Origin of the sequence: Cupriavidus malaysiensis (assembly GCF_001854325.1) — a bacterium.
Lineage (GTDB): Bacteria > Pseudomonadota > Gammaproteobacteria > Burkholderiales > Burkholderiaceae > Cupriavidus > Cupriavidus malaysiensis.
Genome location: NZ_CP017754.1, coordinates 891225 through 915598, shown reverse-complemented (window position 1 = coordinate 915598; position 24374 = coordinate 891225). Strand labels below are relative to the sequence as shown.

The following is a 24374-nucleotide window of genomic DNA, read 5'->3' as shown; positions in this document are numbered from 1 at the left end:
ACGCCCCCACGGAACGCATCTTGAAGGTATTCGGCATCGCCGGCACGTCCGGCAGCGGCAAGACCACCCTGCTCGACCAACTGATCGCGCGCCTGGTCGGCGCCGGCCTGCGCGTGGCGGGCGTCAAGCACACCCATCACGGCTTCGATCCGGATACGCCGGGCAAGGACTCCTGGCGCATGCGCGAAGCCGGCTGCGAAAACGTGGTCCTGGTCGGCGCGCGCCACCTGACGCTGCTGCGCCGCTATCCCGAGGACCACCCGTCGCCGGAGCTGGCCGATGCCCTGGCCGTGCTGCCCGCCGACATCGACCTGGTGCTGGTGGAAGGCTACAAGCGCAGCGGCATCCCCAAGCTGGAGGTCTTCCGCCCCGCCCACGGGCGGCCACCGCTTTGGCCGGACACGCCTGGCGTGATCGCGGTAGCCAGCGACGCCGTGGCCGAAGTGGGTACCCTCACCGCACTGCCGGTGCTGGACCTGGCGGACATCGACGGCATCTGCGCCCTGGTCCGCGCCCACGCCACGCCCTGGCCGCAGCCGGACTGAAACATCCGCCAAGGCACGCCCGGCAAGGCGTGGCACCGCATCCTGTCAGGCCGCGTCCGCCAGCCCGGGATCGCCACCGCGGGCCAGTTCGGCCACCAGCGGCACATGGTCGGAACGCTGGGCCCAGTCGCGCCCGGTCAGGGCGGCGGCCCGCTCGATGTGGAAGCCGCGCACGTAGATGCGATCGAGCTGCCACCAGGGCATGTGGCTGGGAAAGGTGTGCAGGCGGGCGCCGCGCGCGTGCGAGGCCTCCAGCACGCCGAGGGTGGAGCAGATGCTGGCATCGAGCCGGTGGTTCCAGTCATTGAAATCGCCGGCGATCACCAGCGGCGCCTCGCGCGGCACCACCTTGCGCACCCGCTCCACCAGCGCCTCGGCCTGGCGCGCGCGGCTGCGGGCGAACAGGCCGAAGTGCACGCAGATCAGGTGCGCCTCGATGCCGTTGACGTCCGCCACCGCATGCAGCAGGCCGCGCTGCTCGAAGCGATGGTCGGAGATGTCGAGGTTTTCCGACATCAGGATCGGATGGCGCGACAGGATGGCGTTGCCGTGGTGGCCATGGTCGTAGACCGCGTTGCGTCCGTAGACCGCGTGCGGATAGGCGTCGGTGGCCAGGTAGTTGAGCTGCGTGTGGTCGGGATCGAACAGCGCCGCCGCGACCAGGCGGTCGTTGCGGTCCTGCACCTCCTGCAGGAACACGATGTCGGCATCCATGGCCTGCAAGCCGTCGCGCACGTTCTGGATGCGCGGCCGGCGCGCGATGCCCGTCACGCCCTTGTGGATGTTGTAAGTGACGACGCGCAGCTTCATCAAGCAGCTCCGCACGGCGCCACGCGCCAGGCCAGCTGGCGCACCGCTTCCGCATTGCTGCGCGAGAAGCAGCGCTCGGCGGCCTGCTCCCAGGGCAGCCATTGCCACTGCAGGTGCTCGCGCGGCGCCAGCTTCGGTTCCAGCGGCCGCGCCACGCACAGGCCGAACCAATGCTCCGTGTTGCGGGTGACGCCCGGGGCATAGCGATGGCGCCACTGTGGATAGATCTCGTATTCGATGGTGTGGTGCCAGTCCGTGAGCACATGCTCGCTGGCCACGATGCCCGTCTCTTCCGCCACCTCGCGCGCCGCCGTCCCGGCCAGCGGCTCGTCCACGGCATCCAGGCTGCCGGTCACGGACTGCCAGAAACCCGGCCGGTCGGCCCGCTCCAGCAGCAGCACCTGGAGATCGGGGGTGTGAATGACAACGAGTACGGATTCGGGAATCTTGTAGGACATGGGAGATGCGGCAGCGACGGCGGGCGACAGCGAACCTAAGCTTACCCCAGATGGGCCACCGCGCCAGGAAAATTCGGGCGGATCCGCCGGCTTTCCAGGCCTGGCGCGGCGCCGCGCATCAGGCGGCGGCGTCGCCGCGCGCTGACGACGCGGCGGACGACGCGGCGGACGGCGAGGTGGACGGCACGGCGGGCGGCTCGCCCAGCCAGGTATCGAACACGGCCGGCGTATCGCCATGCCCCCAGGCCGCGCGCAGTTGCTCCATCAGCGGCAGCAGTTCCCACCCGTAGCGGCGGGCGCCCTCGACAGCCCGCCGGGCCAGCGTCTCGGCGCTGTCATGGGCCTGCTGCCGGCACCGGCCACGCTGCTGGGCCACCTCCTTCTCGCGCAGGCCGAGCGCGTTGTACTTCTGGATCAGCAGGCGCTGGTAGTCGCCCCCGTCTGCGCCCGCCGCCTGCGCGTTGGCCTGCTCGAAACGCAGCACGATGGCAGCGGTCTCCTGGTCGATGCGCTCGGCCTCGCCAGCCAGTGCCTGGACGCTGTCCTGCAGGGCCTGGGCCTCGCGCCGCATCGCCTGCAGCGCGGCGGCTTCTTCCTCGAACACGCGTTGCGCCGCCAGGTAGGCCTGGACCACGGGCTGCGGCGCCACCACCAGCAGCGGATCCGCGCCGGCGCCGCGGCGGCCGGCCAGCAGCGCCTCGTCGGGCAGGCGCAGATTGCCCAGGTCGCCCAGCCAGCGTTCGCGCGCCATCACCGTCGCCACGGTATCCAGCGCCACGCGGCGCAGGGCCTCGGCACGCTGGGCCTCGACCGGCGCGGCCGCGCCGTTGCCCTCATCGCCGCGCACGGCATGGGCGATATCCGGCACGCAGGCGGCCACCGTGGTGGCCACCGATTCGGCCATGGCCTGGGTGGCGCGGCGCACGGCGCGCCGCAGTTCGAAACGCGCCAGCAGCAGCATCGCCAGCCCCGCCGCCAGCCAGGCCAGCAAGGTCTCGGCATGGGCCAGCAGGAACTGGCGGATCAGTTCAACATCCAGGTTCACGAGCAGTCCTCCCAACAGTCGTCGCGGCACCGCCCGCAGCCTCGTCGCGGGCCCACGGCATGTGCCTGAAGCAGAAGGACACGGCGGCGCGGCGCTTCGTTCCGGACAGTAACAATTGGAAACCAAGCGCCCGGCACCACGCGAAAAAAAAGCCGCGCTTGTGCGCGGCCTTTCCCTGCCCGGCGTGATGCCGCCGTGGCTCAGCCGGCCTTCGGCTCGGCCTGGCGCAGGCGGATGTGCAGTTCGCGCAATTGCTTCTCGTCGACCGCGCTCGGGGCCTGGGTCAGCAGGTCCTGGGCACGCTGGGTCTTCGGGAAGGCGATCACGTCACGGATCGAGTCGGCGCCGGCCATCATGGTCACGATGCGGTCCAGGCCGAAGGCGATGCCGCCGTGCGGGGGCGCACCGTATTGCAGCGCATCCAGCAGGTAGCCGAACTTGACGCGGGCTTCCTCGTCGTTGATCTTGAGCGCGCGGAACACCTTGCTCTGCACGTCGGCGCGGAAGATACGCACCGAACCGCCACCGATCTCCCAGCCGTTGAGCACCATGTCGTAGGCCTTGGCCAGGCACTTGCCCGGGTCGGTCTCCAGGTACTCGAGGTGCTCGTCCTTCGGGCTGGTGAACGGGTGGTGCATGGCCACCCAGCGCGCGTCTTCCTCGTCGTACTCGAACATCGGGAAGTCCACCACCCACAGCGGCTTCCAGGCGTCCTCGAACAGGCCGCTGGACTTGCCGAACTCGGAGTGGCCGATCTTCAGGCGCAGCGCGCCGATGGCGTCGTTGACGACCTTGGCCTTGTCGGCGCCGAAGAAGATCACGTCGCCGTCCTGGGCGCCGGTGCGCTTCAGGATCTCGGCGATGGCCGCGTCATGCAGGTTCTTGACGATCGGCGACTGCAGGCCGTCACGGCCCTTGGCCAGTTCGTTGACCTTGATCCAGGCCAGGCCCTTGGCACCGTAGATGGCGACGAACTGGGTATAGGCATCGATCTCGCTGCGGCTGATCTGGGCGCCGCCCGGCACGCGCAGCGCCACCACGCGGCCGCCTTCGGCGTTGGCCGGGCCGGAGAAGACCTTGAAGTCGACGTCCTTCATCACGTCCGTCAGCTCGGTGAATTCGAGCTTGACACGCAGGTCCGGCTTGTCCGAGCCGAAGCGGGCCATGGCCTCGCGGAACTCCATCACCGGGAACTTGGCATCCAGGTCCACCGACATGGTGTTCTTGAACACGGTGCGGATCATGTTCTCGAACATGTCGCGGATGTCCTGCTCGGTCAGGAAGGAGGTCTCGCAGTCGATCTGCGTGAACTCGGGCTGGCGGTCGGCGCGCAGGTCTTCGTCGCGGAAGCACTTGGTGATCTGGTAGTAGCGGTCGAAGCCCGACACCATCAGCATCTGCTTGAACAGCTGCGGCGACTGCGGCAGCGCGAAGAAGTGGCCCGGGTTGACGCGCGACGGCACCAGGTAGTCGCGCGCGCCTTCCGGCGTGCTCTTGCCCAGCATCGGCGTCTCGATGTCGATGAAGCCCTGGGCATCGAGGTACTTGCGCACTTCCATCGCCACCTTGTAGCGCAGGCGCAGGTTGTACTGCATCTGCGGGCGGCGCAGGTCCAGCACGCGGTGCGTCAGGCGCGTGGTCTCGGACAGGTTGTCGTCATCGAGCTGGAACGGGGGCGTGACCGACGGGTTCAGCACGGCCAGTTCGTGGCACAGCACCTCGATCTTGCCCGAGGTCAGGTTGCTGTTCTCGGTACCGTCCGGACGGGCGCGCACCTTGCCGGTGATACGGATGCAGAACTCATTGCGGATCTCTTCCGCGACCTTGAACATCTCGGGACGGTCGGGGTCGCACACGACCTGCACCAGGCCTTCGCGGTCGCGCAGGTCGATGAAGATCACGCCACCGTGGTCGCGGCGGCGCTGCACCCAGCCGGTCAGGGCCACTTCCTGGCCGATCAGTTGTTCGGTCACCAGACCGCAGTAGTGAGTACGCATGGAGGACATAAAAGGATCCCTGGAATGTCGCGGCCGCCCCGGGCGGCCGCGGTCAATTGGTGTGCGAAGGGTCGGCCGCTTCTTCGGCCGGCCTGGCATGCGCCGGTGCCGCGGCATCGGCGGCGCGGGCGCCGCCACCGTGCTTGCGCGGCAGGTCGGCCGGTGCCACCACGCCCATCGAAACGATGTACTTGAGCGCGGCATCGACGGTCATGTCGAGTTCGATGGTGTCGGCCTTGGGCATCATCAGGAAGAAGCCCGAGGTCGGGTTGGGCGTGGTGGGCACGTAGACGCTCACGTATTCGCCCTGCAGGTGGTTCTGCACGTCGCCGCCCGGCCGGCCGGTCAGGAAGGCGATGGTCCACGAGCCTTCGCGCGGGTACTGCACCAGCAGCGCCTTGCGGAAGGCATTGCCGGAAGACGACAGCAAGGTATCCGAGACCTGCTTGACGCTCGTGTAGATGGGGCCGACCACGGGAATGTGGCGCAGCAGGGCTTCCCACCAGCGCACCAGGCGCTGGCCGATGAAGTTGTGGGCCAGCATGCCCACCAGCAGAATGAACAGCAGCGTCAGGATCGCGCCCAGCCCGGGCACGCGCCAGCCGATCAGGCGATCGGGCCGCCAGGACAGCGGCAGCAGCGCCAGGCTCTGGTCCATGGTGCTGATGACGAGGTTCAGCACCCACAGGGTGATGCCCAGCGGTACCAGCACCAGCAGCCCGGTCAGGAACCAGGTCTTCAGGGCCGACGTCTTGTTGCTCGCCACGGCTTACCTGGGCTCAGTGGCAGGCACAGGCGCTGCCGCAACCGCCCGAGGCGGCCGGCGTGCTGGCCGCCGAGTCCGAACCGGCGCCGGCAGAGGATGCCGCGCCCGCGTCGGATGACGAGGAAGCGGCGGACGTCGACGAGCTGGCCGGCGCACTGGTACCGCCGCTGCCGCCACGGAAATCGGTCACGTACCAGCCCGAGCCTTTCAGCTGGAAGCCGGCCGCGGTCAGCTGCTTCTTGAATGTGCCGCTCGCACCGCACGAAGGGCAGTCGGTAAGCGGAGCATCGCTCATTTTCTGCAGCACATCGCGCCCGTGGCCGCAGGCGTCGCAACGGTAGGCATAGATCGGCATGGTGGCTCTATGGTGAAAGACTGGGGTGGAATTCCGGCAAACCCCGGTGCCGCGAAGGCGGATCGATGCCCGGGGACACGGCAACCGGCGATGCAAAGCCTTGAATTATAAACCGTTCGCGGGAAAGCTGGCCCGGGGAAAAGAGGGGGGACAAGGCGCCTGCTAAGCCCCTTCGGCCGCGCGCACCGTCTTCCGGCATCGCCGCCGGCCGACGCGATGCCGGCCGAATCAGGCGATATGCACTTCCTTCACGCGCGGATGGTCGCCGATCCACTGCGGCAGCAGCGAGCCCAGCACCATGCCGCCGACCGAGAACAGCAGCCCCACCAGCTGCGGCGGCACGGCCGCGTCGGCGAAGGACACCTCGCACACCAGCCAGGACGCCAGCCCCAGCAGGATCGCGGCCAGGCCGCCCTGGCGCGTGGCCGGCTTCCAGAACAGGCCGAAGGCCAGCGGCACGAAGGACGAGACCAGGGTCACCTTGTAGGCGTTCTCCACCATGTGGAAGATGGACAGGTGCGAGTTGAGCGCGAACAGCGTCACCAGCGTGGTGAACCCCAGCACCACGGCCTGCATCACGCGCAGGAAGCGGCGGTCGTCGAGATGGCGGAAGTACGGACGCAGGATGTTCTCGGCGAACGTCACCGAGGGCGCCAGCAGGGTAGCCGAGGCGCAGCTCTTGATGGCCGACAGCAGCGCGCCGAAGAACATCACCTGGGCGAACATCGGCGCATGCTGCAGGATCAGTTGCGGCAGGATCAGCTGCGAATCGGCGTTGATGTACTTCTCCACCATCTGCGGGTCGATCAGCGTGGCCGAGTAAGCCAGGAACATCGGCACGAAGGCAAAGCAGAAGTACAGCACGCCGCCCAGCACCGATGCGCGGCCGGCGATCTGCTCGGTACGCGAGGAGGTGACCCGCTGGAACACGTCCTGCTGGGGAATGGAGCCCAGCATCATGGTGAACAGCGCCGCGGCGAAGCCGATGATCTGCAGCAGGTCGAGCGAGGGCAGGAACTCGAACTTGCCGGCCGCCGCCGCGTGCGACACCACCGCCGCCACGCCACCGGCCTGGCCGCTGACCTCGTAGCCGATGTAGAGCATGCCGACCACGATGATGATCATCTGGATGAAGTCGGTTACCGCGACCGACCACATGCCACCGAACAGCGTGTAGACCAGCACGCTGGCGGCGCCGATCATCATGCCGGCCTCCTGCGACAGCGCGCCGTCCGAGACGGTGAAGAAGACCAGCCCGAGCGCCTTGATCTGCGCCGCCACCCAGCCCAGGTAGGACACCACGATGCACAGCGTGGTCAAGACCTCGGCGAGCCGCCCGTAGCGGTTGTGATAGTAGTCGCCGATGGTCAGCAGGTTCATCCGGTACAGCGGCCGGGCAAAGAACAGGCCCACCAGGATCAGGCACAGCGAGGAACCGAAGGGGTCGGACACGACGCCGGACAAGCCCTCGCGCAGGAACACGGCGGGGATGCCCAGCACCGTCTCGGAGCCGAACCAGGTGGCGAAGACGGTGGCGGTGACGATGTAGAACGGCAGGCTGCGGCCGGCGACCGCGAAGTCCGTGGTGTTGCGCACGCGCAGCGCCGCCCACAGGCCGATGCCGACCGAGATTACCCAGTAGATGATGACGAACCAGATCAGCATGACGCCGCCCTATGCCCAGAGATGCCCTGTTGGCGAGAAACCGAATGCCGGGTCGGGCGGCCGCCAGCGGCTGCTGGCCGGCTCCACTCCGCCGGAGTCCAATTCATCGGTCGGGGCCGCCTGGGGATTGCGCCTGCCTGCGGTCGTAGCCGAATCAAAACGCGGATTATAGCGACGCCGGCCCGCTCGGGAGAAAAAACCAGGGGTCCGGGAGATTCGGCAGGCCTGCGCGTGGCGTTCCGGCCACGGCCTGTGCCGGCGGCGCGACAGCGGCCCGCGCGGCACCGCGGCTACCAGTAGCCGGCCAGCGACAACAGCTGGGTCAGCACCACGCCGGCCACGAAGCCGCCGAGCAGCAGCACGGCCACACCGACCAGCCGGTTGGTACGGCGCTGTTCCTGCAGCAGCGCCGCCAGCAGCTTCTCCTGCCCGGCCTCGCTGGTGAGCGCGCGCCGCTCCAGGAACTGATGTACCAGGCGGGGGAAGTCGGGCAGCATCTTGGCCCATTGCGGCGCCTCGATCTGGATACGCTCCCACGCCCCCTTCCAGCCCACCTGTTCGTGCATCCAGCGTTCGAGGAAGGGCTTGGCGGTCTTCCACAGGTCGAGGTCGGGATCGAGCTGGCGCCCCAGCCCTTCGATATTGAGCAGGGTCTTCTGCAGCAGCACCAGCTGCGGCTGGATCTCCACATTGAAGCGGCGCGAGGTCTGGAACAGGCGCATCAGCACCATGCCCAGCGAGATTTCCTTGAGCGGCTTGTCGAAATACGGCTCGCAGCAGGCGCGCACGGCACTCTCGAGCTCCTCCACGCGTGTCTCCGGCGGCACCCAGCCCGATTCCACATGCAGCAGCGCCACGCGGTGGTAGTCACGCCGGAAGAAGGCGATGAAGTTCTGCGCCAGGTAGTTCTTGTCGAATTCGGAGAGCGCGCCGACGATGCCGAAGTCGAGGGCGATATAGCGGCCGAAGGTCTCCGGCTGGACCGAGACGAGGATATTGCCCGGGTGCATGTCGGCATGGAAGAAACCGTCGCGGAACACCTGGGTGAAGAAGATCTCGACGCCCTCCTCCGCCAGCTTGTGCATGTCGACGCCGGCCGCGCGCAGGGCCTCGGTGCGCGAGATGGGGATGCCATGCATGCGCTCCATCACGAACACCTCGCTGCTGCACCAGTCCCAGAACACCTCGGGCACCAGCAGCAGATTGGTCTGGGAGAAATTGCGGCGCAGCTGGCTGGCGTTGGCCGCCTCGATCATCAGGTCGAGTTCGTCGTGCAGGTACTTGTCGAACTCGGCCACCACCTCGCGCGGCTTGAGGCGCTTGCCGTCGGCCCAGAGCCGCTCGAGCCAGGTGGCGACGTCGCGCATCAGCGCCAGGTCGCTGTCGATCACCGGCAGCATGCCCGGGCGCAGCACCTTGACCGCCACTTCGCGCCCATGGTTCGGCCCGCCCTTGAGCTTGGCGAAGTGCACCTGGGCAATCGACGCGCTGGCCACCGGCTGCTGCTCGAATTGCTCGAACAGCTCCGCCAACGGCCGGCCCAGCGAGCGCTCGACGATCTTCACGGCCAGCGCCGGGTCGAAGGGCGGCACCTGGTCCTGCAGCTTGGCGAGTTCATCGGCAATGTCCTGCGGCATCAGGTCGCGGCGGGTCGACAGCACCTGGCCGAACTTGACGAAGATCGGGCCCAGCCGCGTCAGGGCCAGCCGCAGGCGCTCGCCGCGCGGCGCATCCAGGCGGCGCCCGATGGTGATGATCTTGACCAGGAAGCGGATGCGGCGGCTCTTGAAGCCGGACAGCACGAGTTCGTCGAGCCCGTAGTAGAGGACGACGAAGACGATCTTGCAGAGGCGCAGGAAACGGGTCATGCAGGGGTAGTCAGGAGCAGGAGGTAGGCCGGCCGGGGGCCGGTCGAGGCGGTATGGCGCACGGGCATCAGCGGTGCGCCGACGGCAGTGCCCGCGGGCCCATGCCGCTGCCGGGCTCTAGCTTCTCCAGGCGCTTCTCCAGCCGCGCCAGGTCATTGCGCAAGGCCGCCACCTCGGCACCGAAGGTATCGAGCGCGGCATGGCGCACGAGCAGGGGACGCTCGTCCAGCAGATATTCGGTCACATTTTCCACCATCGCACGCCGCACACCGTCGGCGTGCGCGTGGGCCCGGCGCGCGCCGTCGACCAGGCGCTGCGCCAGGCTGTCGCCCGCCACGCCGCCGAGCACGCCGCGCAGCGCGCGCGCCAGATCCTCGGCAGCATCCCAGCGCAGGCTGCGCGCCAGCGTCGACACGGTGTTGGCCAGCTCGGCATCGCCCTCGATGCGCACGTGCTTCATCGCCGCCGCCTGACCGCCCGACGAGATATCGCCCGCCACCAGCGGCCATTGCTGCAACGGCACGCTCAGGGTCACCGACGGCTCGGCATCGGCTGCCGCCACCTCGACCAGGCCTTCGTCGGTCACGCGCAGCCCCAGCGTGAACGCCGCGGCATCGAAGCGGATCACACGCCCGGCCGCCGGCGCGAGCATGCGCTGGGCCCAAGGCTCCTGTGCCAGCAGGTGGTTCAGTGCCGTGATCGCGGGCGAGGCCAGGGGGGTGGGAAGTTGGCTCATGGCGGTGGAAGAGAATGCTGGGTACGGCTGGGTACGGCCGGATACTGGATTGCCGGATGCCGTGCGTCCGGTCCGCGTCGGCGCCTGCAGGACAGCAACGGCAGCGGCAACGGCAACGGCGAGCCGGCCAGGCAAGCCGGAAACAAAAAGGCCCACGCCTTCGCGTGGGCCTCCATTCTAAGCCAGTCGCCGTCGCAGAGGCGGCAAAGCCGCTCAGGATGCCTGCTGGATACCGGCCAGCAGCCAGCCGCCGCTGCCGGTGGTCGGCTTGGCGAGGTTCCAGACTTCGGTGAACGGCTGGGCCGGATCGCCCGCGCGCTCGCGGATCATGCCGGCGAACTCGACGCTGGCAATGTGCTGCGTGTCCGTCGATTCGATGCCCAGCATGCGCGCCTCGAGCGTGACGACGTCGGTCTTGTTCGACTCGCCGCCGCGCTCGCTCAGGTCCATCTTGATCTCGGCGAACATTTCCGGCGTGGTGAACTCGCGGATGTCATCGAGGTTGCCGGCATCCCAGGCCGCCTGCAGGCGGACGAAGTGCACCTTGGCGTTACGCAGGAAGGCCTCGGTGTCGAAGTCCGCCGGCACGCCCCAGGGCTGGCCGGCCGAGACCGCGTTGGCTGCGGTGGTCGCAGCGGCTGCCGTGGCAGCCGCTGCCGGTGCAGCTACGGAAGCCGGCGACGGGGCCGCTTCCTGCTGGCGCAGCGTGGGCTCGCCACCGAAGCCGCCCGCCGGGCCGCCCGCGCCGGCGTAGGCCGGCTGCTGACGGCTGGCGCCGCCACGGAACTTGCGGATCAGCCAGATCACGACGAAGGCGGCCAGCGCGATCAGGATCAGGTTGGACAGGAAGCTCAGCGCCGCGCCGCCGAGGCCGAAGTGCGACAACAGCCAGCCGATGCCCAGGCCCGCGGCGATGCCGCCCAGGATGCCGCCCCAGTTGCGCTTGGGCTTGGCTGCGGCGGCGGCTGCGGCGGCAGCGCCGGCCGTGGCCGGTGCCGCCTGCTGGCCGGGCTGCTGCGCCGGTTGCTGGGCCGGCGGCGTCTGCTGGGCCGGAGCCTGCTGCTGGCGCTGCGTCACATTGGAAGACTGCTTACCCACGCTGCGCGAGCCGCCCAGACGCTTGGCTTCCGCGTCGAACGTGGTGCTGAATGCCAGCACGGCAACCAGCGACCCCGCCAGGAATTTCCCGTAAAGCGACGACTTCTTCATTTATCCCCCAATATATTCGCGCATCGCGAGCAAAAAGTGATAGATCAGTACTTTCGCCCGACGTGGAGCGCCACGACTCCTGCCGTCAGATTGAAGTATTCGACCTTCTCCAGGCCCGCTTGTTCCATTAAACGTACAAGTGAATCCTGGTCTGGATGCATTCTGATCGATTCAGCCAGGTAGCGATAGCTGGGGGCATCCCCGGCGATGCGTTCGCCCAGCCAGGGGAGCACCTTGAACGAATAGACATCGTAGACCTTCTCCAGCGGCTTCCATACCTTGGAGAACTCCAGCACCATGACCTTGCCGCCCGGCTTGACCACGCGGCGCATCTCGGCCAGCGCGGCATCCTTGTGCGTCATGTTGCGCAGGCCGAAGGCCACCGTGACCACGTCGAAATAGTTGTCCGGGAAAGGAATGCGCTCGGCGTCGCACAGGCAGACCGGCGTCATCACGCCCTTGTCGAGCAGGCGGTCACGGCCGACGCGCAGCATCGATTCATTGATGTCGGTCAGCCAGACCTCGCCGGCGGGACCGGCCTGGCGGGCAAAGGCCCGCGCCAGGTCGCCGGTGCCGCCGGCGATGTCCAGCACCTTGTACCCGGGCCGCACCGCGGCCTGGGCGATGGTGAACGTCTTCCACAGCCGGTGCAGCCCACCCGACATCAAGTCGTTCATCACGTCGTACTTGCTGGCCACCGAGTGGAAGACGCCGGCCACCTTGCCGGCCTTCTCGGCCTCGTCGACCTTCTCGAACCCGAAGTGGGTCTCGCTCATATATCTGACTCCAGGGGAATGCGGATGCGGCTCAGTGGTGGTGGCCGCAGGCGTGGCCGGCAGCCGCCGGCATCGGGGTGTCGCGATCGGCGCCGGCCGCGGCCAGGCGATCCAGGTAGGCCAGCCACAGCGATTCCTGCTGGTCGCCCAGGCGGTACAGCAGCTCCCAGGAATAGATGCCGGTATCGTGGCCGTCGCTGAAGCGGATCAGCACCGCGTAGTTGCCCACCGGCTCCACCGCGTCGATGCCGACCTCGCGCTTGCCGGTCTGCAGCACTTCCTGTCCGGGACCATGCCCCTGCACCTCCGCCGAGGGCGAGTAGACGCGCAGCAGCTCGAACGGCAGGCGGAAGGCGCGGCCGTTGTCGAAACCGATCTCCAGCACGCGGGACTGGGTGTGGACGGTCAGCGCCGTGGGATGGGGAGTGTCTTTCTCTAGGCCTGCCATGATGATTGGCGCGGGCGCCCGGCGGGCCGCGGCGAGCCGGCAGGCTCACGGCGGCGCGGGCCTCACGCTTCGTGTACGACCCGATAGCTTACCGCAGGCGCCAGGCCTTGCCCATCCACACCGTCGGCCGGCAGGTAGCGCAGGCGCTTGTCATGGAAGCGCGCCACCGTGCTCCGGTGCGCCACGCTGATGATGGCCGAGCGCGGCAGCGCTCCCACCACCAGCTCGTACATGGCGGCCTCGGTGTCCTCGTCCAGCGCGCTGGTGGCCTCGTCCAGCACGAGGAAGTCGGGCTTCTGCAGCAGCGCACGGGCGAAGGCGAGGCGCTGCTGCTCACCCGGCGACAAGCGCAGCGACCAGTTGTCGAGCACGTCGAGCTGGCCGGTGAGCTGGCCCAGCCGGGTCTCGCGCAGTACCTGCTGCAGCCGTTCGCTGCTGTGCGCGGTGCCCGCGTCCGGATAAGCGAGCGCGTCGGCCAGCGTGCCGATCGGCAGGTAGCTGCGCTGCGGCAGGAACAGCATGCGGGCGGCGCGCGGCAGCTCCACCGTGCCGCTGCCATAGGGCCAGATGCCCGCCAGCGCGCGTACCAGCACGCTCTTGCCGCAGCCGGAAGGACCGTTGACCAGCCAGCGCTCACCCGGCGCGATGGTCAGCGAGAACGGCGCCACCAGCGCTGCCTGGGCGCTGGAACTGCGGCGCGGCGTCGGCAGCGCCAGGGCCAGGGCGTCGAGCCGGATGCTGGCGTCGTCGGTGGACACCACCTCGATATCGCGCACGCCGGTATGTTCCTGGTCCTGCCGCTCGGCGATGCGGATGGCCTCCTGGAAGTCGATCAGGCGGTTGGCCGCTGCCTTCCAGCCCACCAGCGTGGAATAGCTGTCGACGAACCACGACAGCGCGCCCTGCACCTGGCCGAAGGCCGAACTCATCTGCATCAGCCCGCCCAGCGTCATCTTGCCGGCGAAGTAGCGCGGCGCGGCCACGATCAGCGGAAAGATGATGGCGAACTGGCTATAGCCGGAATTGACGAAGGTCAGGCGCCGTGTGTAGCGCATCAGCTGGTTCCAGTTGGCGCGGATGCGGCCGAAGCGCGCCCCCAGTCCGGCCTTTTCCGTCGGCTCGCCGCGGTAGAGCGCGACCGGCTCGCTGTTCTCGCGCAGGCGCACCAGGGTGAAACGGAAATCCGCCTCGTACTGCTCCTGCTGGAAGCTCAGGCCGATCAGCGGCCGGCCCACCAGGTGGGCGACCAGCGAACCGATCACCGCGTAGCCGACCGCGAACCAGACCATGTAGCCGGGAATCACGATCTCGCCGCCGCCGAGCGCGAAGCTGATCGGACCCGACACGCTCCACAGGATGCCGACGAAGGAGACCAGGGTGACCACCGAGTTGAGCAGCCCCAGCGACAGCGTCAGCGCGCCGTCGGTGAAGGAGCGCAGGTCATCGGCGATACGCTGGTCGGGGTTGTCGGTGGCGTGGGTCTGCTCGATGCGGTAGTAGGCCTGGTGCCCGAGCCAGTGATCCATGAAGCGGCCGGTCATCCAGGTACGCCAGCGCATCTGCAGCATCATCGTGTAGTACTGGCGCGAGATGGCGGCAACGATGAAGAAGGCGGCGATCCAGGAGAAACGGATCAGCAGCGTCTTGAAGGCGGCGTAGTCGTGCTGCTCCAGCGCGTTGTAGAAGACGCGGTTCCACTCGTTGAGCAGCACGTTGATGTAGACGATGCCCAGGTTGAGCGCGACCACGAAGGCCAGCAGGCCCAGCCCGGCCTTGCGGTCTTCCGATTTCCAGTAGGGCTTGATCAGCGCCCAGGTGGCAGCCAGCCGCAGCCGGCTCTGGATCTCGAGGGCACGGACAGGAACGGCCGGACCCGGCACGGTAACGGAGGTCGGTGTAGACATAAGACCTTTCGCGAACGCGGGCCGGCATGGTGGCACGGGCCGCGTATGGTGGGAACAGAAAGCGGGACGCTGTTAGAAGCCGGGAAGGCGGGCCAGGTTCCGCACCCCTCCCTTCAACGCCGGAAACCGCCTGGACGTGCACAAGGGTGCGCTCGGACGGCCGCGCAACGCGCGCTCAGCGCAGGTCCTGCAGCGGCGCCAGCGCGGTGCGCAGCGCCGGCAACAGCTTGCCGAGGCCCGCCAGCCGGGCCGCATCGGCCTCACGCTGGGCGTTGCCCCATACCGGCTCGGGGAAGTGCGTGTCCCAGCGGTAGCGCGGAATGACGTGCCAGTGCAGGTGCGGGACCATATTGCCGAAGGCCGCCAGGTTGATCTTGTCCGGCGCCATCACCTCGCGCAGCGTCTGCTCCACCGCGACCATCAGCCGCATCAGCCAGGCCTGGTCATCGGGCGACAGGTCGCTCAGCTCGGCGACATGGTCGTTCCAGACGATGCGGCAGAAGCCGGGAAAGCGCTCATGCTCGACCAGGATCAGGCGCGCACGCGCGCCGCGCCAGAGGAGTTCGCCGCCATCGGTGTCGCAGAGGGGGCAGTTCGGGACTGAGGTCATCGGACGGGGACTGTTGATCGAGGTCGGCAGGCGTGGGTGCGGATGCACCGACACCCATCGCCAAGCATAGTGTCTGGGCTCCCTCTCCCCTCATGGGGAGAGGGCGGGGGAGAGGGGTGGTCCAGCAAGGCGCCACGCATAACGAAGCCTTCGGTGTTATCCAGCGCGCCGAGGCCCGAACAAAGCCCACGGTGTGGTCGAGCACGTCGCGATCTGCCGGCGCCCGCCCTCTCCCCCTGCCCCTCTCCCGCAAGCGGGAGAGGGGAGCCAACCAAGGGTGCTGGCTATGCCTTACACCAGCACCCGCTCGATACCGCCGGCGTTGGCCTTCTCCACATACTCCGGCATCCAGTTCTCGCCCAGCAGGTGGCGCGCCATCTCGACCACGATGTAGTCGGCCTGCACCGTGGCGTCTTCGTTGTAGCGCGACAGGCCCTGCAGGCAGGACGGGCAGCTGGTGAGGATCTTGACGTCGCCGTCGAAGCCGTCGCCGCGCAGCTTGTCCGCGCCCTTGCGCATTTCCTCTTCCTTGCGGAAGCGGATCTGCGTCGACACGTCCGGACGGGTCACGGCCAGCGTGCCCGACTCGCCGCAGCAGCGCTCGTTCTTCTCTATCTTGCCCGCCGCGCCGTTGCCGCCGACCAGTTCGTTGACCAGCTTGGTCGGATCCATGGTCTTGATCGGCGTGTGGCAGGGATCGTGGTACATGTAGCGCGTACCGGTCACGCCCTCGAGCTTGACCCCCTTCTCCAGCAGGTACTCGTGGATGTCGATGATGCGGCAGCCCGGGAAGATCTTCTCGAATTCATAGCCGGCAAGCTGGTCGTAGCAGGTGCCGCAGCTGACCACCACCGTCTTGATGTCGAGGTAGTTCAGCGTGTTGGCCACGCGGTGGAACAGCACGCGGTTGTCGGTGACGATCTTCTCGGCCTTGTCGAACTGGCCGGCGCCGCGCTGCGGATAGCCGCAGCACAGGTAGCCCGGCGGCAGCACGGTCTGCACGCCGACATGCCACAGCATGGCCTGGGTGGCCAGGCCGACCTGCGAGAACAGCCGCTCCGAGCCGCAGCCCGGGAAGTAGAACACCGCCTCGGTCTCGGGCGAAGTCCGCTTCGGGTCGCGGATGATCGGCACGATCTCGTTGTCCTCGATGTCGAGCAGCGCGCGCGCCGTCTTCTTGGGCAGGTTGCCCGGCATCTTCTTGTTGACGAAGTGGATCACCTGCTCGCGCACCGGCGGGCGGCCCACCGAAGCGGGCGGATGGGCGGTCTGCTTCTTCGCCAGCGTCTTGAGCACATCGTTGCCCAGGCGCTGCGCCTTGTAGCCCCAGTCGATCATCGCCTTGCGGGCCAGGTTGATCGTCTGCGGGTTGGTGGCATTGAGGAAGAACATCGACGCGGCAGTGCCGGCGTTGAACTTCTTCTGCCCCATCTTGCGCAGCAGGTTGCGCATATTCATCGACACGTCGCCGAAGTCGATCTTCACCGGGCAGGGCGTCACGCACTTGTGGCAGACCGTGCAGTGGTCGGCCACGTCGGAGAACTCGTCCCAGTGCTTGATCGACACGCCGCGGCGGGTCTGCTCCTCGTACAGGAAGGCCTCGACCAGCAGCGAGGTGGCCAGGATCTTGTTGCGCGGGCTGTACAGCAGGTTGGCGCGCGGCACGTGGGTGGCGCACACCGGCTTGCACTTGCCGCAGCGCAGGCAGTCCTTGACGCTGTCGGCGATGGCACCGATGTCGCTCTGCTGCATGATCAGCGATTCGTGGCCCATCAGGCCGAACGACGGCGTGTAGGCGTTGCGCAGGTCGGCGCCAGGCAACAGCTTGCCCTTGTTGAAGCGGCCCTGCGGGTCGATGCGCTGCTTGTAGGCGCGGAAGTCGCCGATCTCGTCCTCGGTGAGGAACTCGAGCTTGGTGATGCCGATGCCGTGCTCGCCCGAAATCACGCCATCCAGCGAACGCGCCAGCGTCATGATGCGGGCCACCGCGCGGTGGGCGTCCTGCAGCATGTCGTAGTCGTCCGAGTTGACGGGGATGTTGGTGTGCACGTTGCCGTCGCCGGCGTGCATGTGCAGCGCCACGAAGACGCGGCCGCGCAGCACCTGCTTGTGGATCTTCTGCGCCTCGTCGAGGATGGGCTTGAACTCGCCGCCGCTGAAGATCTTGCGCAGTTCGGCGCGCACCTCGTTCTTCCAGGACACACGGATGGTGCGGTCCTGCAGCAGGTGGAACACGGTGGCGTCCGGCTGCTGCGCCAGGCGCGCCTCGAAGGCCTGGCCGAGCAGGCCCAGGCCGTGGCCGATCAGCGATGCCTTGGCCGCGGCCAGCGGCATGTCGAGGCTGTCCTGCAGGAAGCGCCAGCGCGCGCGGATCTCGCGCAGCAGTTGCAGCGCGTGCTGGACGCGGTCTTCCAGCAGTTCGGCGCTGGGGATCTCGTTGGCGTCGTCGCTGCGGCCCAGCGGCAGGTTGCCGCGCGCGAAGAAGCCTTCCAGCGCGTCGACCAGCACCAGCTTGTTCTTGATCGACAGCTCGATATTGATGCGCTCGATGCCGTCGGTGTACTCGCCCATGCGCGGCAGCGGGATCACCACGTCTTCGTTGATCTTGAAGGCGTTGGTGTGGCGTGCGATGGCGGCGGTGCGCGAACGGTCGAGCCAGAACTTCTTGCGCGCCTCGGGGCTGACCGCGACGAAACCCTCGCCGCTCTTGCCGTTGGCCATGCGGATGACTTCCGAGGTGGCGCGCGCGACGGCGTCTTCATCGTCGCCGACGATGTCGCCGATCAGCACCATCTTGGGGAAGGCATTGCGCTTGCTCTTGGTGGCATAGCCGACCGCGCGCAGGTAGCGCTCGTCCAGGTGCTCCAGGCCGGCCAGGATGGCGCCGCCGGGCGTCTTCGACTCGATGTCGAGGAAGTCCTTGATCTCGACGATGCTCGGAATGGCATCGCGCGCCTGGCCGAAGAACTCGAGGCACACGGTACGCATGTGCTTCGGCATCCGGTGCAGGATCCAGCGCGCGCTGGTGATGATGCCGTCGCAGCCTTCCTTCTGGATGCCCGGCAGGCCGGCCAGGAACTTGTCGGTGACGTCCTTGCCCAGGCCTTCCTTGCGGAACTTGCGGCCTTCGATGGACAGGGTCTCGGTGCGCAGCAGCTTTTCGCCCGGCGCCCGGCTGCCGTCGAACCACTTCAGTTCGAAGTCGGCCACCGGCACGTCGTGGATCTTGCCCAGGTTGTGGTTCAGGCGGGTGATCTCGAGCCAGTTCCCCTCGGCATCTACCATGCGCCACCAGGCCAGGTTGTCCAGCGCGGTGCCCCACAGCACGGCCTTCTTGCCGCCCGCGTTCATCGCCACGTTACCGCCGATGCAGGACGCATCGATCGAGGTCGGGTCGACCGCGAACACCAGCCCGGCCTTGTCGGCCGCGTCCGCCACGCGGCGCGTGACCACGCCGGCGCCGGAGAAGATGGTGGCCACCTTGCCCGCCACGCCCGGCAGGTCGGTGTCTTCGACCGGACCGAGCTGCTCCAGCTTCTCGGTGTTGATCACCGCGCTCATCGGCGTCAGCGGCACGGCGCCGCCGGTGTAGCCGGTGCCGCCTCCGCGCGGGATGATGGTCAGGCCCAGCTCGAAGCAGCCCTTGACCAGGCCGGCGATCTCTTCCTCGGTGTCGGGCGTCAGCACGACGAAGGGATACTCCACGCGCCAGTCGGTGGCATCGGTCACGTGCGAGACGCGCGACAGGCCGTCGAACTTGATGTTGTCCTTCTGCGTGACCCGGCCCAGCACGCGCTGGGCGCGCTTGCGCAGATCATAGGCGTGGGCGAACTCCTGCTTGAAGTCCTCGATGGCCTGCTTGGCGAAGGCGACCAGCTGCTCGACCCGGTGCGAGCGGCCCTCGGCCGCAGGCTCGGCATGCTCGGCGCGGTCGGCGGCGCGGCGCTTCTCCACTTCGCCGAGGCGATGGTGCAGCGCGCCCACCAGCATCTCGCGGCGCTTGGGATTCTCCAGCAGGTCGTCCTGCAGGTAGGGATTGCGGCGCACCACCCAGATATCACCCAGCACCTCGTACAGCATGCGCGCGGAACGCCCGGTGCGGCGCTCGCCGCGCAACTCGTCCAGGATGCGCCAGGCTTCCTCGCCGAGCAGGCGGATCACGATCTCGCGGTCCGAGAACGAGGTGTAGTTGTAGGGGATTTCGCGCAGGCGCGGCGGGGCGTCCTGCGCAGCGAGCTTGGCGTCGAGCACGAGTGGGGCGTTCATGGGGGACCGCTTCCTGCAGCGCACGGGGACGGTGCGCAAGTCGTCTTTAAACGGGAATTGTACTGCAAGGGCTGGAATCGCTGCGCCGCAGCATGACAAGACCCTTGAAGCGTGGGGAACTTTTCTCCCGAAGTGCTCTACTGGCCGGAAGCCAGGGGAAATCCGGGAATGGAAAACCGGGAATGGCTAGAAGAGTTGCTTCAGGAACACCCCCATCTGATGCCAGAACCCGTCGGGAATCCATAGCAGCGCGCTGGTCATGGCCAGGTAGCGCAGGAACTTGCCGATGGCCATATAGGCCACACTGGGCCAGAAGCGCAGCCGGAGCCACCCCGCCAATGTGCATAAAGGATCACCAATGGCCGGTAGCCAGGACAGCAGCAGCGCCGGCGGCCCCAGCCGGCGCATCCAGCGGAAATAGCGTTCATCCAGGGCCGGCTTGCGCGGCCGCCTCTCATGGGCGCGATGCTGGGCGCGTTCCTGTTCGTGCAGCCGCGCCTGGCGATGCTTGCGGTAGCGTACCAGCGCCAGCTTGGCGGCATAACCCATCCACCAGTCGATCGCGCCGCCGATGGTATTGCCGATCGCGGCCACGATCACCGCCGGCCAGAACATGTGCGGGTTCAGCTTGATATAGCCGAACACGGCCGGCTCCGAACCCAGCGGCAGCAGCGTGGCCGACACCAGGCTGACCAGGAAGATGGCCGGCAGCCCCACCTTGGGCAGGGCGACGATGCCGAACAGCCAGTCGAGGAATCCTTCCATGGAACGTATGGCCGGTAGCGGGCACGGTTGGGGGCGACATTCTATCAGTGCCCCACCTCCGGCCCTGCCCGCATGGCGGCCTCGTGCGATTTGTGATTAACTGTTAGAGCCTGTCGCGGCCGATCCTTCGCCGGCCGCCCGGGCCGCCGCGCCACCGCCCGCCAAGGCCCGCTCCGGGCCCGGCGGCAGCGCCGGCGGCACCACCATCACGAAATAGCCGTACCGACAAACGGCAGTACCGCGCAGTGGCCAGTCCCGCGCCGTCGCTTTCGGGATCCGGGTCCTGTCCATGCGCGTCCACCCACATGGAGACAAGCATGGCAATTCCGATCCGCCTGACGGTCAACGGCAGGTCCGTCGACGCCCAGGTCGAACCCAACACCCTACTGGTCCAGTTCCTGCGCGAGCAGCTGCGGCTGACCGGCACCCACGTCGGCTGCGACACCGCCCAGTGCGGCGCCTGCACCGTCCATCTGGACGGGCGTGCGGTGAAGGCGTGCAACATCCTGGCGGCGCAGGCGGACGGATCCACGGTCACCACCATCGAGGGCCTGGCCGGCAGCAACGGCGAGCTGCATCCGATGCAGGCGGCCTTCCGCGAGTGCCACGGCCTGCAGTGCGGCTTCTGCACGCCCGGCATGGTCATGAGCGCCACCGCGCTGGTACAGGAACAGCCCGATGCCGGCGCGGACGCGATCCGCGCCCATCTCGAAGGCAACCTGTGCCGCTGTACCGGCTATCACAATATCGTGCGTGCAGTGCAGCAGGGCCAGGCCGCCATGCGCGGTGCCGGCGCCGCCGCCAGCGCCGAATGAGCGCGAGGAGGACGCCATGAACGCACCCGACAACAAGCGCCTGGTGGGCGCCGCGGTCAAGCGCAAGGAAGACTACCGCTTCCTGACCGGCAATGGCCAGTACACCGACGACGTCTCGCTGCCGCAGCAGAGTTACGGCTACTTCCTGCGCTCGCCGCACGCGCACGCGCGCATCCGCTCGATCGACACCACCGAGGCCAAGGCCTCGCCCGGCGTGATCGCCGTGCTGACCGGCGCCGACGTGGCGGCCGACAAGATCGGCGGCCTGCCCTGCGGCTGGCTGATCCACAGCATCGACGGCAGCCCCATGAAGGAGCCGCCGCATCCGGTGATCGCCCATGACAAGGTGCGCCACGTGGGCGACCAGGTCGCGCTGGTGGTGGCCGAGACGCTGCAGCAGGCCAAGGACGCGGCCGAGAAGATCGAGGTCGACTACGACGAACTGCCGGCCGTGGTCAACACTGCCCAGGCTGCCGCCAGCCGGACGCTGGTGCACGACGACGTGCCCGCCAACACCTGCTACACCTGGGGCCACGGCGACCGCGCGGCCACCGACGCCGCCTTCGCCCGCGCCGCGCACGTGACCACGCTGGAGATCGTCAACAACCGGCTGATCCCCAACGCCATCGAGCCGCGCGCGGTCAACGCCAGCTACCACCGCCAGGACGACAGCTACACGGTCTACGTGGCCAACCAGAACCCGCACGTCGAGCGCCTGCTGATGGCGGCCTTCGTGATGGGGCTGCCCGAGTCGCGGCTGCGCATCATCGCTCCGGACGTGGGCGGCGGCTTCGGCTCGAAGATCTTCCTCTACGCGGAAGACGTGGCGCTCACCTGGGCCGCGAAGAAAGTCGGCCGCCCGATCAAGTGGACCGCCGAACGCTCCGAGTCCTTCCTCTCGGACGCGCACGGCCGCGACCACGTGACGCGCGCCGAGCTGGCGCTCGACGCCGACGGCAGGTTCCTGGCGATGCGCGTGCACACGGTGGCCAATATGGGCGCCTACCTGAGCACCTTCGCCTCCAGCGTGCCGACCATCCTTTATGCCACGCTGCTGGCCGGCCAGTACGCCACGCCGGCCATCTACGCCGAGGTGCAGGCGGTCTTCACCAACACCGCCCCGGTCGATGCCTATCGCGGCGCCGGCCGCCCCGAGGCCACCTACGTGGTGGAGCGCCTGGTCGAAGCCGCGGCGCACGAATTGAAGGTCGACCCCGCCGAGCTGCGCCGCAAGAACTTCATCCGCCAGTTCCCCTACGCCACCCCGGTGGGCCTGACCTACGACACCGGCGACTACGAGCCCTGCCTGGCGCGCGCGCAGGAACTGGCCGACGTCAAGGGCTTCCCGGCACGGCGCGACGAAGCGAAGCAGCGCGGACGGCTGCGCGGCCTCGGCTACTCCTGCTACATCGAGGCCTGCGGGCTGGCGCCCTCCAACATCGCCGGCGCGCTGGGCGCACGCGCGGGCCTGTTCGAGGTGGGCGAGATCCGCGTCGACCCGACCGGCACCGTGACCGTCTTCACCGGCAGCCACAGCCACGGCCAGGGCCACGAGACCACCTTCGCCCAGGTGGTGGCCGACCGGCTCGGCATCGCGCTGGAAGCGGTCGAAGTGGTGCACGGCGACACCGGCCGCGTGCCCTTCGGCATGGGCACCTACGGCTCGCGCTCGCTGGCCGTGGGCGGCTCGGCCATCATGAAGGCGCTCGACAAGATCGAAGCCAAGGCCAAGAAGATCGCGGCCCACCTGCTGGAAGCCTCGGACGCCGACATCGAGTTCAAGGACGGCGTGTTCCGCGTGGCCGGCACCGATCGCAGCAAGACCTGGGGCGAGGTGGCGCTGACCGCCTACGTGCCGCACAACTACCCGCTCGACAAGCTCGAGCCCGGCCTGAACGAGAACGCCTTCTACGACCCGACCAACTTCACCTATCCATCGGGCGCCTACGTCTGCGAGGTGGAAGTCGACCCGGACACCGGCGAGTCGTGGGTGGTCAAGTTCACCGCGGTGGATGACTTCGGCAACGTCATCAACCCGATGATCGTCGAAGGCCAGGTGCACGGCGGCATCGGCCAGGGCCTCGGCCAGGCCATGCTGGAGCGCTGCGTCTATGACGACGAAAGCGGCCAGCTGCTGACCGGCTCCTACATGGACTACGCCATGCCGCGCGCCGGCGACCTGCCCGACTTCACCGTGGAGACCGCCAAGGGCACGCCCTGCACGCACAATCCGCTGGGCGTCAAGGGCTGCGGCGAGGCCGGCGCGATCGGCTCGCCGCCGGCCTTCATCAATGCCCTGGTCGATGCGCTGTCGCCGCTGGGCGTGCACGACATCCAGATGCCCGCCACGCCGCACCGCGTCTGGCAGGCCATCCAGGCCGCCAAGGCTCCCTGACCCCGACGCACGAGGATCCGACATGTACGCATTCCAATTCGAACGTGCCGCGGACACCCAGGCCGCGGTGGCGAAGCTCAAGGCCGATCCCGACGCCAAGTACCTCGGCGGCGGGCAGAGCCTGCTGGCGGCGATGAAGCTGCGCCTGGCCGCGCCCTCGGCGCTGGTCGACGTGACGCGCATTCCCGGCCTGGCCGGGGTCGGCGCGGAGAACGGCGCGCTGGTGATCGGCGCGGCCACGCGCCATGCCGACGTGGCCGCCGACGCCGAGGTGCGGCGCCGCATCCCGGCGCTGGCCGCGCTCGCCGGCGGCATCGGCGACCGCCAGGTGCGCGCCATGGGCACGCTGGGCGGCTCGCTCGCCAACAACGACCCTGCCGCGTGCTACCCGGCCGCGGTGCTGGCGCTGGGGGCCACGGTGACGACCGACCGCCGCCAGATCGGCGCCGACGACTTCTTCCGGGGCCTGTACGAGACCGCGCTGGAGCCGGACGAGCTGATCCTGTCGGTGCGCTTCCCGGTGCCCGAGCAGGCGGCCTACGTCAAGTTCCGCAACCCCGCCTCGCGCTTCGCCCTGGTCGGCGTGATGGTGGCGCGCAGCGGCAACGCCGTGCGCGTGGCCGTGACCGGGGCGGCCGACTGCGTGTTCCGCTGCCAGCCGCTGGAGCAGGCGCTGTCCGCCAGCTTCACGCCGGCGGCGGCACGCGCGGTCACGCTGGACCCGGCGGGCCTGAACGGCGACCTGCATGCCTCGCCGGAGTACCGGGCCCACCTGATCCCGGTGCTGGCGGCGCGGGCGGTGGAGGCGGCGACGCGGGGCTAGTGGCGCCTGCTTGCTGACTTCTCCGCCGCGGGCTTCCCGCTTCCGCCGGGCGTGGGAGGGATCGGAGCCCCGAGCCAGCGCGCTTCGGGCCTTGCCGCATAGAAACCGCCTGCCCGCG

20 protein-coding genes are annotated in these 24374 nt (G+C 68.4%); 4 read left to right on the top strand and 16 right to left on the bottom strand.

Annotated features, from left to right (window positions below; all coding sequences use genetic code 11):
- Positions 1-20: 20 nt before the first annotated feature.
- Complete coding sequence (gene mobB / locus BKK80_RS03995) at positions 21-545, top strand: molybdopterin-guanine dinucleotide biosynthesis protein B (protein ID WP_071010987.1); 525 nt, start codon at positions 21-23, stop codon at positions 543-545.
- 45 nt (positions 546-590) lie between these two features.
- On the opposite strand, the gene BKK80_RS03990 is transcribed toward mobB, so the two are convergent.
- The 16 genes from BKK80_RS03990 to BKK80_RS03915 all read right to left on the bottom strand — a co-directional run bounded on the left by BKK80_RS03990 (position 591) and on the right by BKK80_RS03915 (position 20223).
- Positions 591-1355, bottom strand: coding sequence for an endonuclease/exonuclease/phosphatase family protein (locus BKK80_RS03990; protein ID WP_071010985.1), 765 nt, complete (start codon positions 1353-1355; stop codon positions 591-593).
- On the bottom strand, positions 1355-1813 hold the full coding sequence (gene nudB / locus BKK80_RS03985; RefSeq protein ID WP_071010983.1) for a dihydroneopterin triphosphate diphosphatase: 459 nt from the start codon (positions 1811-1813) through the stop codon (positions 1355-1357). The genes BKK80_RS03990 and nudB overlap by 1 nt, the downstream gene beginning before the upstream one ends.
- 118 nt (positions 1814-1931) lie before the next feature.
- Positions 1932-2858 carry a hypothetical protein gene (locus BKK80_RS03980; protein WP_071068613.1) on the bottom strand — a complete coding sequence of 309 codons (927 nt, stop codon included), beginning with the start codon at positions 2856-2858 and terminating at the stop codon, positions 1932-1934.
- A 200-nt stretch (positions 2859-3058) separates the two neighbouring features.
- A complete protein-coding gene (aspS, locus tag BKK80_RS03975; protein WP_071010980.1) occupies positions 3059-4864 on the bottom strand; it encodes an aspartate--tRNA ligase in 1806 nt (601 codons plus the stop codon).
- A 43-nt stretch (positions 4865-4907) separates the two neighbouring features.
- Positions 4908-5621 carry a DUF502 domain-containing protein gene (locus BKK80_RS03970; RefSeq protein ID WP_071010979.1) on the bottom strand — a complete coding sequence of 238 codons (714 nt, stop codon included), beginning with the start codon at positions 5619-5621 and terminating at the stop codon, positions 4908-4910.
- A gap of 13 nt (positions 5622-5634) precedes the next feature.
- Positions 5635-5976 (bottom strand): FmdB family zinc ribbon protein, encoded by a 342-nt coding sequence (locus tag BKK80_RS03965; RefSeq protein ID WP_071010977.1) that lies wholly within the window; start codon positions 5974-5976, stop codon positions 5635-5637.
- A gap of 228 nt (positions 5977-6204) precedes the next feature.
- Positions 6205-7641, bottom strand: a complete 1437-nt coding sequence (locus BKK80_RS03960; protein WP_071010975.1) for a high affinity choline transporter 1 — start codon at positions 7639-7641, stop codon at positions 6205-6207.
- Positions 7642-7931: 290 nt separating this feature from the next.
- Complete coding sequence (gene ubiB / locus BKK80_RS03955) at positions 7932-9509, bottom strand: ubiquinone biosynthesis regulatory protein kinase UbiB (RefSeq protein ID WP_071010974.1); 1578 nt, start codon at positions 9507-9509, stop codon at positions 7932-7934.
- A gap of 67 nt (positions 9510-9576) precedes the next feature.
- Positions 9577-10245 carry a ubiquinone biosynthesis accessory factor UbiJ gene (locus BKK80_RS03950; protein WP_071068612.1) on the bottom strand — a complete coding sequence of 223 codons (669 nt, stop codon included), beginning with the start codon at positions 10243-10245 and terminating at the stop codon, positions 9577-9579.
- Between the two features lie 213 nt (positions 10246-10458).
- Positions 10459-11454, bottom strand: a complete 996-nt coding sequence (locus BKK80_RS03945) for a Tim44 domain-containing protein (protein ID WP_205683711.1) — start codon at positions 11452-11454, stop codon at positions 10459-10461.
- Positions 11455-11498: 44 nt separating this feature from the next.
- On the bottom strand, positions 11499-12230 hold the full coding sequence (gene ubiE, locus BKK80_RS03940; protein WP_071010971.1) for a bifunctional demethylmenaquinone methyltransferase/2-methoxy-6-polyprenyl-1,4-benzoquinol methylase UbiE: 732 nt from the start codon (positions 12228-12230) through the stop codon (positions 11499-11501).
- A gap of 31 nt (positions 12231-12261) precedes the next feature.
- A complete protein-coding gene (locus BKK80_RS03935; RefSeq protein WP_071010969.1) occupies positions 12262-12678 on the bottom strand; it encodes a gamma-butyrobetaine hydroxylase family protein in 417 nt (138 codons plus the stop codon).
- A gap of 62 nt (positions 12679-12740) precedes the next feature.
- Complete coding sequence (locus BKK80_RS03930; RefSeq protein WP_071010967.1) at positions 12741-14582, bottom strand: ABC transporter ATP-binding protein/permease; 1842 nt, start codon at positions 14580-14582, stop codon at positions 12741-12743.
- A gap of 175 nt (positions 14583-14757) precedes the next feature.
- A complete protein-coding gene (locus BKK80_RS03925; RefSeq protein WP_071010965.1) occupies positions 14758-15192 on the bottom strand; it encodes an HIT family protein in 435 nt (144 codons plus the stop codon).
- Positions 15193-15483: 291 nt separating this feature from the next.
- On the bottom strand, positions 15484-19458 hold the full coding sequence (locus tag BKK80_RS03920; RefSeq protein ID WP_071037524.1) for a DUF3683 domain-containing protein: 3975 nt from the start codon (positions 19456-19458) through the stop codon (positions 15484-15486).
- A gap of 186 nt (positions 19459-19644) precedes the next feature.
- Complete coding sequence (locus tag BKK80_RS03915; RefSeq protein WP_071010962.1) at positions 19645-20223, bottom strand: YqaA family protein; 579 nt, start codon at positions 20221-20223, stop codon at positions 19645-19647.
- A gap of 317 nt (positions 20224-20540) precedes the next feature.
- On the opposite strand from BKK80_RS03915, the gene BKK80_RS03910 reads away from it, so the two are divergent.
- From BKK80_RS03910 to BKK80_RS03900, 3 genes are read left to right on the top strand one after another with little or no spacing between them, the layout of a single operon-like run.
- Complete coding sequence (locus BKK80_RS03910; RefSeq protein ID WP_071010961.1) at positions 20541-21038, top strand: (2Fe-2S)-binding protein; 498 nt, start codon at positions 20541-20543, stop codon at positions 21036-21038.
- Between the two features lie 16 nt (positions 21039-21054).
- On the top strand, positions 21055-23433 hold the full coding sequence (locus tag BKK80_RS03905; RefSeq protein ID WP_071016053.1) for a xanthine dehydrogenase family protein molybdopterin-binding subunit: 2379 nt from the start codon (positions 21055-21057) through the stop codon (positions 23431-23433).
- 22 nt (positions 23434-23455) lie between these two features.
- On the top strand, positions 23456-24256 hold the full coding sequence (locus tag BKK80_RS03900) for an FAD binding domain-containing protein (protein ID WP_071010959.1): 801 nt from the start codon (positions 23456-23458) through the stop codon (positions 24254-24256).
- The last annotated feature ends 118 nt before the right edge of the window (positions 24257-24374 follow it).